Below are 8670 nucleotides of genomic sequence, written 5' to 3'. Positions count from 1 at the left end.
CTCTAGAAAAAGAGCTGTCATGCGCGAAAGCATAAGATCACGGGGATAACTCAGCCAATAGAGGCTGTGTAAAACAAATTACATTACGAGTGAGTTGTATCTGGTGTAAATACAAAGAAATAAGTGTGCGTGATCTATGAGTGTACGAAAACAGGGAAAATGAGAAGAATGGTGAAGCAAGTGTGGATGTTGCTGGTATCGACATAAATATAGAGGTGTACATCTGTATAAGAGGTACTACAAAATCGGAGGTTCACAAAAGAGATCTATCAATACAGAAAGGTGCTTTTATCCCTTTTGTTGATCTGTTGGGTATGACGTTGTGTGGGGTGCAGCCGAGGATAGGTATGCAGAAAATATACGTTCTATTGTAGAGTGCGGGCTTATCATGGTTCAAAAACAAAAAAACCTTCTTAAACATTGCTGCTTAAGAAGGTTTTTTGGTGCCAGTGGACGGACTCGAACCGTCACACCCGAAGGCGGTTGATTTTGAATCAACTGTGTCTACCGATTTCACCACACTGGCTTGTTGGTTGGCATTATACATAGCGGTTTGTGCTCTGCAATCATTTTATATGTTTTTGTGATTTAATCGATTGAAAAAAATACAATTCCTTTTGCGATGCGGCAATTATCGCTACACTTTGGCTTTATTTGATTATCTACGGGATGTATATGGCTGTTATGTCTGCCTCTGGCCACGCACGTGCGGGCTTTTTTCGGCGTGTAGGTGCGTTTATCTATGATTTGTTGCTTTCTCTTGCTGTTGTGATGGTTGCAGGGGCAATTGCAGTAGGTTGTACTGCTCTATTGGCTAAAACAGGCGCAATTCAGATCCCGGTGAATATGGATGTGGCGGCATATTTAGATTCCCAACCGGTGTATTCATTCTATTTATTAGGCTGTTTCTGTTGGTTCTATGTTGGTTTTTGGCAGCGCAGCGGTCAAACGTTAGGGATGCGGGCCTGGCGTTTAAGGGTTCAACAATTAGATGGTCGTAATCTGACATTCACGCAAGCAACGGTGCGTTTGGTCACGGCAACGGTAGGATTCGGAAATTTGGTGGTGTTGTTTGATCGCGGCAATTTACGCGCGTTTCAAGATTACATGGCCGATTGTGAGGTTGTTGTGCTGGGTAAAGATGAGAATTTATCGTTGTTAGGAAAACGGAAGACGCAATAATCGGATTATTTTTTCTGGTAAGCGTGACCGTAAGCCGAAATATGGCTTACGGTCATTTTTTTGTGTTTATGGTTAACGACGACGCGTTAATAAGTACCAGCTAAGAGCCAAAAACATGAGGCTTGGGAACGCTGCACCAATAATGGCGGGAACATGATATACCAAGCTTAATGGGCCAAAAATCTGGTCGGCAACATAGAAGACAAAGCCAAAGCAGATACCGGTAAGTACGCGGGCTCCCATGGTCACGCTGCGCAGCGGGCCAAATATGAATGAGAGAGCCAGCAGCATCATGACGCCAACAGTGACCGGTTGCAGGACTTTCCGCCACAGGGCAAGTTCATAGCGCCCTGTCTCTTGTCCGGTCTGTTTTAAGTAATGTAGGTATTGCCATAAACCGGTAATAGAGAGTGATTCCGGTTTGATGGTCACTACACTAAGTTTGTCGGGGCTTAAGCTGGTTTTCCAGCTCGACGAGAATTGTTGCACGCCTTCTACTGATTTTTCACCAATGATGGATTTATCGATTTGGTAGAGTGTCCAGCTTCCATCACTGTAATTGGCGCTATTGGCGTAGGTGACTGACTGCAATTGTTGCTGTGGGTTGAATTGGTAAATGTTGATACCATTGAGTTCTTGCTGGTTAACAATACGCTCAATATAGATAAAATCATTCCCCTCTTTTGCCCACAAGCCACCAGAGTTTGAGAGCAGTGAACCGCCATAAATGGCTTTGGCGCGTAGATTACGAGCCAGTTGATCTCCCCACGGAGCCCCCCACTCGCCCAACGCCATGGTCAGTATGACGAGCGGAATGGCGGTTTTCATTACTGCCATGGCAATTTGCAGACGGGTAAAACCGGCAGCTTCCATAACCACCAGTTCACTGCGGCTGGCTAAAATACCTAATCCAAGCAGTGCGCCGAGTAAAGCGGCCATGGGAAAGAAGATATTGATATCAGAGGGTATGGTCAGCAGTGTAAATGTACCTGCACTCCAGACGCTATAAGCACCCTCACCCACTTTTTTTAGCTGTTCAACAAATTTGATGATGCCAGATAGCCCAACTAATGTGGCCAGCGTCATCATGATAGTGCTAAAAATGGTACGGCCAATGTACCAGTCAAAGATCCGCATCATACTGACGCTCCTTGCCATTTAGCACGGAAACGGCGCATTGGCACGCTATCCCAGATATTCAGTATCACACCGAGTGCTAAGAAGCCGGCGTTGGTCAGCCACATCCACGCGCTGGTATCAATTCGACCATTATCAAGGGCCGATTTTAGTGAGCTTTGCAGCAGGAAATAGATTAGGTACAGCAACAGGGCTGGAACAACATTAGCAAAGCGCCCTTGCCGTGGATTAACTGCAGAAAGAGGGATCACCAGCAGTGCTAAGATAGGAACGGCCATAATTAAGGTTAACCGCCAGTTAAGCTCAGAGCGTGCCTTGATGTTGTCATTATTCCACAGGTCACGCGTAGACATCTGTTCCCAGTCATTGGCATCAACGGCGACATCTTGGTGACCAATAACGGCGTTGTAGGTATCAAAATGGGTGATTCGAAAATCACGTAAAAATGCGGTACCTTCATAGCGAACGCCGTTATCTAATATCAGCATTTGATCGCCATTTTTCGCTTTTTCTACTTCCCCGGATTTTGATACGACAATCGATGGCCGACTGCTCTCTCCGCGCGGGCGCAGTTGTGCAACAAACACGTTATTGAGTTTGTTGTTATCAATATTATTGACAAAAATAACCGAACTGCCATCGGGTGAGCTTTGGAATTGCCCTGCCACCAGCGCAGCAAGCCCTGGATTGGCTTTTGCTTCTGAGATGACTCGCTCTTCAGTTTGTGCCGAGAGCGGGCTTAACCATAAGACATTCGCTGCGGCCATAATTGCGGTAAACAGTGCCAACCATGCCGCAGCACGGATCAACATACGCTTTCCCATACCACAGGCGAACATGACGGTCATTTCACTTTCAGCGTAAAGTCGGCCATAAGTGAACAATAAACCGACAAACAGGCTCAGTGGCAACATTAATTGTGCCATGTAAGGTAAGCCTAGGCCTAAGATAGACAGCACTAAATCTGCCGGTAGATCGCCTTCTACAGCAGAGGATAAAACTCGGACTAACTTCTGGCAGAAGAAGATCAACATCAAGACGAACAAGATGGCGATCTGGCTCTTAAGCACTTCCCGTACCAGATATCTAATAATGATCACGCTATTTATGCCTGCGAAAACTTGTTTTTTTAAGTGAATATCTATAGTTTTTGGGTTAACAAGCCATTTTTCAATTCTTTGGCCCTCTAACGAGCAAGGGATAATACCCCTTACGTTGTTCGCTAGATAGGTTAACGTATTAGTCTGGTGAATGCGATGAACTTAACCCGTTCGTCATTATCCCGAAAAGCACATCCTTTGTCTTTAGGAGACTGCATGGAGTTTAGTGTTAAAAGCGGCAGCCCAGAGAAGCAGCGTAGCGCCTGCATTGTTGTCGGTGTCTTCGAACCTCGCCGTCTATCACCGATTGCTGAGCAATTGGATAAGATCAGTGATGGTTATATTAGTTCATTATTGCGCCGCGGTGATCTTGAGGGGAAACCCGGGCAGATGCTGCTTTTACATCAAGTTCCCAACATTCTTTCCGAGCGCGTATTGCTGGTTGGCTGCGGTAAAGAGCGTGAGCTTGATGAACGTCAGTATAAGCAAATTATCCAGAAAACCATTAATACTCTCAACGAAACCGGTTCAATGGAAGCCGTTTGTTTTTTAACTGAACTGCATGTGCGTGGCCGTAATACTTACTGGAAAGTGCGTCAGGCTGTTGAGTCAGCAAAAGAGGCGCTCTATACCTTTGATCAGATGAAGAGCATCAAAGTTGAGCCGCGTCGTCCGCTGCGCAAGATGGTCTTTAATGTGCCAACCCGCCGTGAATTAACGGTCGGGGAGAAAGCCATTCAGCATGCTTTGGCCGTAGCTTCTGGCCTAAAAATTGCCAAAGATTTAGGTAACATGCCACCTAATATCTGTAATCCGGCATATTTAGCGTCACATGCTCGCCAGTTGGCTGATGAGTTTGCCCCCGTAACTACCCGTGTTATTGGCGAACAGCAGATGAAAGAGTTAGGTATGAATGCCTATCTTGCTGTGGGTCAAGGCTCACAAAATGAGTCGTTAATGTCAATTATCGATTATAAAGGTGCAGCCAACCCTGAAGATAAGCCGATTGTGCTAATCGGCAAAGGGCTAACCTTTGATGCCGGTGGTATCTCAATCAAACCCGCTGAGGGGATGGATGAGATGAAATACGACATGTGCGGTGCGGCCACTGTGTTCGGTGTCATGCGCGCAATCGCCGAACTACAACTGCCTCTAAATGTTGTCGGCATTTTGGCTGGCTGTGAAAATATGGCAGATGGTAAAGCGTATCGCCCAGGTGATATTCTTACCACGATGTCGGGTCAAACAGTTGAAGTGTTAAATACAGATGCCGAAGGCCGTTTGGTATTGTGTGATACACTTACCTATGCTGAACGATTTGAGCCAGAGCTGGTGATTGATGTTGCCACATTAACCGGTGCATGCGTGATCGCGTTGGGTCACCACATCAGCGGGTTGCTTTCCAACCATAATCCGCTGGCAAATGATCTGCTCAATGCCTCAGAACAGGCCGGTGACAAAGCTTGGCGTTTACCGCTGGGTGATGAGTATCACGAACAGCTAGAGTCTAACTTTGCGGATATGGCAAATATTGGTGGCCGCCCAGCAGGTGCAATTACTGCAGGTTGCTTCCTCTCACGCTTTACCAAAAAGTACAACTGGGCACATCTTGATATTGCCGGTACAGCATGGCGATCAGGCAAGGCAAAAGGCGCAACCGGACGACCTGTTCCGATGTTAACGCAATTCTTGCTAAACCGCGCAGGCGTGAATATCGAAGAGTAATGCTGCGCAGTCATGCCGTAACAGATGACATGTGTGGTGGCTGCTTCGGCTGTTTTCCACTGAATCTGAGTACTCTCGGGGGCGTTTGCCCCCGTTTATATTATGATAAAGCAAGCAACCTTCTACTTATTACATGCACCGGCTCCGGTAGATGCCCCATCTGACCTCACAAGCCATGAGCTTCTGGCTTGTCAGTTGGCAGCAGATGCTTGGCGTAGCGGATTGCGAGTACTGCTGGCCTGCGCCTCACAGCAAGATGCATTTCGCCTTGATGAAGCATTGTGGCAATTTGACCCACAGCAGTTTGTACCGCATAACCTTGCTGGAGAAGGGCCGCACTATGGTTCACCCGTAGAAATTGCATGGCCAGAAAAACGTAACGCATCGCGACGCGATTTACTGATATCCTTACTACCTCAGGTTGCTGACTTTGCCTCTGCATTTACCCAAGTGGTAGACTTCGTGCCGTATGACGAAACTCTAAAGCAGTTGGCGCGTGAGCGCTACAAAGCATACCGGCAAGCCGGCTTCCAGCTTGCAACCCACGATCTTGGCGTAACGCCTTCAACGAATTAGCCTTAAGATGACCATGGAAAAGACCTATAACCCGAACGCCATCGAACAAGCCTTATATCAAGCTTGGGAAGAGAACGGCTACTTTAAGCCACACGGTGATACCAGCAAAGACAGTTATTGCATCATGATCCCGCCGCCGAATGTCACCGGCAGCCTACACATGGGGCACGCTTTCCAGCAAACCATGATGGATGCTCTCACCCGCTATCAGCGGATGCAGGGTAAAAATACCTTATGGCAGGTGGGTACCGATCATGCGGGTATTGCAACCCAAATGGTCGTAGAGCGTAAAATTGCGGCGGAAGAGAACAAAACCCGCCAAGATTATGGCCGTGAAGCGTTTATCGACAAGATCTGGGAATGGAAAGCCGAGTCTGGCGGTACAATTTGCAAACAAATGCGCCGCCTAGGAGCATCCGTTGACTGGGAACGTGAACGTTTCACCATGGATGACGGCTTGTCTAATGCCGTTAAAGAGGTCTTTGTTCGTCTGTATGAAGACGATCTGATCTACCGCGGTAAGCGTCTGGTGAACTGGGATCCAAAGCTGCACACCGCGATCTCCGATCTGGAAGTGGAAAACAAAGAGAGCAAAGGCTCAATGTGGCATTTCCGCTATCCACTGGCCGATGGCGTGAAAACAGCAGACGGTAAAGACTACATCGTAGTCGCGACTACGCGTCCGGAAACCATGCTGGGTGATACCGGCGTAGCAGTAAACCCTGAAGATCCACGCTATAAAGACCTGATTGGCAAAGAGATCATTTTGCCAATTGTTGGCCGCCGCATTCCTATTTTGGGCGATGAACACGCCGATATGGAAAAAGGCACCGGTTGCGTGAAGATCACCCCGGCACACGACTTTAATGACTACGAAGTCGGTAAACGCCACAACCTGCCAATGATCAACATCTTGACCTTCAATGCGGATATCCGCGATGAAGCTGAAGTGTTCAATACCAATGGCGAACCAAGCACCGCTTACAGCACCGAGCTGCCAGTCAAGTATCAGGGCATGGAGCGTTTCGCTGCGCGTAAAGCCGTAGTCGCTGAATTTGACGCACTCGGTCTGCTCGAAGAGATCAAACCACACGATCTGACCATTCCTTACGGAGATCGCGGTGGCGTGGTGATCGAGCCAATGCTGACGGATCAGTGGTATGTACGCGTCGCACCACTGGCCAAAACTGCCGTTGAAGCCGTTGAAAACGGGGATATCCAGTTCGTTCCAAAGCAATACGAAAACATGTATTTCTCTTGGATGCGCGATATTCAAGACTGGTGTATCTCACGCCAGCTCTGGTGGGGTCACCGCATTCCGGCTTGGTACGATAACAATGGCAACGTCTATGTTGGTCGTACCGAAGAAGAGGTGCGCGGCAAGTACAACTTAGACAACGTTATCGTACTGCGTCAAGATGATGATGTACTCGACACCTGGTTCTCCTCAGCCCTATGGACTTTCTCCACCCTCGGCTGGCCAGAAAATACTGATGCGCTGAAAACCTTCCATCCGACCGATGTGTTGATGACCGGTTTTGACATCATCTTCTTCTGGGTTGCCCGCATGATCATGATGACCATGCACTTCATCAAAGATGAAGACGGTAAACCACAAGTTCCGTTTAAAACCGTGTATGTCACCGGCCTTATCCGTGATGAGCAGGGTCAGAAAATGTCAAAATCCAAGGGTAACGTTATTGACCCTCTGGATATGATTGACGGTATTTCACTGGAAAATCTGCTGGAAAAACGCACCGGTAACATGATGCAACCACAGCTGGCAGAGAAAATCGGCAAGAGTACACAAAAGCAGTTCCCAGAAGGCATTGAAGCACACGGCACTGATGCGCTGCGTTTCACACTGGCAGCACTTGCCTCTACCGGCCGAGATATCAACTGGGATATGAAACGTCTGGAAGGTTACCGTAATTTCTGTAATAAATTATGGAACGCCAGCCGCTTTGTACTCATGAATACCGAAGATCAAGATTGCGGCCAACACGGTGGCGAAATGGTACTGTCGCTGGCAGATCGCTGGATTTTAGGTGAATTCAACAACACCGTAAAAGCATTCCGTGAAGCACTCGACAACTACCGCTTTGATATTGCAGCCGGTATTTTGTACGAGTTCACGTGGAATCAGTTCTGTGACTGGTATCTGGAATTGACCAAACCGGTAATGAACAGCGGTTCAGAGGCCGAACTGCGTGGCACACGTCATACCTTGATCCATGTGCTCGAAGGGCTGCTGCGTTTAGCTCACCCTATCATTCCATTTATTACCGAAGAAATTTGGCAGCGGGTTAAAGTGCTGGCCAATGTTGATGCCGCAACCATCATGTTGCAACCATTCCCAGAATATCAGCCAGAAGCAACCGATGCCGCTGCAATGGAAGATCTGGAGTGGATCAAACAGCTGATCATTGCCGTGCGTAATATCCGTGCAGAAATGAATATCGCACCAAGCAAACCGCTCGATATTCTGCTGCGTAACGCCAGTACCGAAGAACAGCGCCGCGTAAACGCCAACCAAACCTTCATTCAAAGTCTGGCTCGTTTAGAGAGCATCACATTGTTGGCTGAAGGGGAAAAAGGCCCGGTTTCCGTAACAAAACTGGTCGGAAACACCGAGGTACTGATCCCAATGGCAGGCCTTATCGATAAAGATGCAGAGCTCGCTCGTCTGCAAAAAGAGATCGAAAAGGTAAACGGTGAAGTTTCACGTATTGAAAACAAACTGGCCAACGAAGGTTTTGTTGCTCGCGCCCCAGAAGCTGTCATCGCCAAAGAGCGTGAAAAGCTCGTGGGTTACGCACAAGCAAAACAAAAACTTGAAGAGCAACACACAGTGATCGCCTCACTGTAACAGACTGATATTCCGTGCTGTATCACCGCGATACCGGTGGCAACTTACCGTTATCACGTTAAAAATCACACAGAAAATCAC

General features: G+C 47.8%; 6 protein-coding genes and 1 tRNA gene. 4 read left to right on the top strand and 3 right to left on the bottom strand.

The window, feature by feature from the left end:
• Positions 1 to 441: 441 nt before the first annotated feature.
• Positions 442 to 526: transfer RNA gene (locus ACRC27_RS03185), tRNA-Leu, on the bottom strand.
• Between the two features lie 149 nt (positions 527 to 675).
• On the opposite strand from ACRC27_RS03185, the gene ACRC27_RS03180 reads away from it, so the two are divergent.
• Positions 676 to 1182, top strand: a complete 507-nt coding sequence (locus ACRC27_RS03180; protein WP_438623575.1) for an RDD family protein — start codon at positions 676 to 678, stop codon at positions 1180 to 1182.
• Between the two features lie 72 nt (positions 1183 to 1254).
• Here the strand turns inward: ACRC27_RS03180 and lptG are convergent, their stop codons facing one another.
• Together lptG and lptF are read right to left on the bottom strand one after the other, a co-directional pair.
• Positions 1255 to 2322, bottom strand: coding sequence for an LPS export ABC transporter permease LptG (lptG, locus tag ACRC27_RS03175; RefSeq protein WP_438629560.1), 1068 nt, complete (start codon positions 2320 to 2322; stop codon positions 1255 to 1257).
• Complete coding sequence (lptF, locus tag ACRC27_RS03170) at positions 2319 to 3419, bottom strand: LPS export ABC transporter permease LptF (RefSeq protein WP_438629562.1); 1101 nt, start codon at positions 3417 to 3419, stop codon at positions 2319 to 2321. The genes lptG and lptF overlap by 4 nt, the downstream gene beginning before the upstream one ends.
• 216 nt (positions 3420 to 3635) lie before the next feature.
• Between lptF and pepA the strand changes: the two genes are divergently transcribed.
• The 3 genes from pepA to ACRC27_RS03155 all read left to right on the top strand — a co-directional run bounded on the left by pepA (position 3636) and on the right by ACRC27_RS03155 (position 8589).
• On the top strand, positions 3636 to 5144 hold the full coding sequence (gene pepA / locus ACRC27_RS03165) for a leucyl aminopeptidase (RefSeq protein ID WP_438623572.1): 1509 nt from the start codon (positions 3636 to 3638) through the stop codon (positions 5142 to 5144).
• A gap of 105 nt (positions 5145 to 5249) precedes the next feature.
• Complete coding sequence (locus tag ACRC27_RS03160) at positions 5250 to 5720, top strand: DNA polymerase III subunit chi (protein WP_438629580.1); 471 nt, start codon at positions 5250 to 5252, stop codon at positions 5718 to 5720.
• 13 nt (positions 5721 to 5733) lie between these two features.
• Entirely contained in the window at positions 5734 to 8589 is a 2856-nt protein-coding gene (locus ACRC27_RS03155) for a valine--tRNA ligase (RefSeq protein ID WP_438639180.1), read from the top strand.
• The last annotated feature ends 81 nt before the right edge of the window (positions 8590 to 8670 follow it).

The sequence above is a fragment of the Plesiomonas sp. genome (assembly GCF_051650925.1).
Classification (GTDB): Bacteria; Pseudomonadota; Gammaproteobacteria; order Enterobacterales; family CAMTGL01; genus Plesiomonas.
Note: the sequence above shows the minus strand (reverse complement) of the source record. Positions and strands in the feature narration are given on the sequence as shown.

Bases quoted from the DNA above. Each gene is read 5' to 3' on its own strand.
- ACRC27_RS03180 (WP_438623575.1), top strand. From the start codon at position 676: ATGGCTGTTATGTCTGCCTCTGGCCACGCACGTGCGGGCTTTTTTCGG.
- lptG (WP_438629560.1), bottom strand. From the start codon at position 2,322: ATGATGCGGATCTTTGACTGGTACATTGGCCGTACCATTTTTAGCACT.
- pepA (WP_438623572.1), top strand. From the start codon at position 3,636: ATGGAGTTTAGTGTTAAAAGCGGCAGCCCAGAGAAGCAGCGTAGCGCC.
- ACRC27_RS03155 (WP_438639180.1), top strand. From the start codon at position 5,734: ATGGAAAAGACCTATAACCCGAACGCCATCGAACAAGCCTTATATCAA.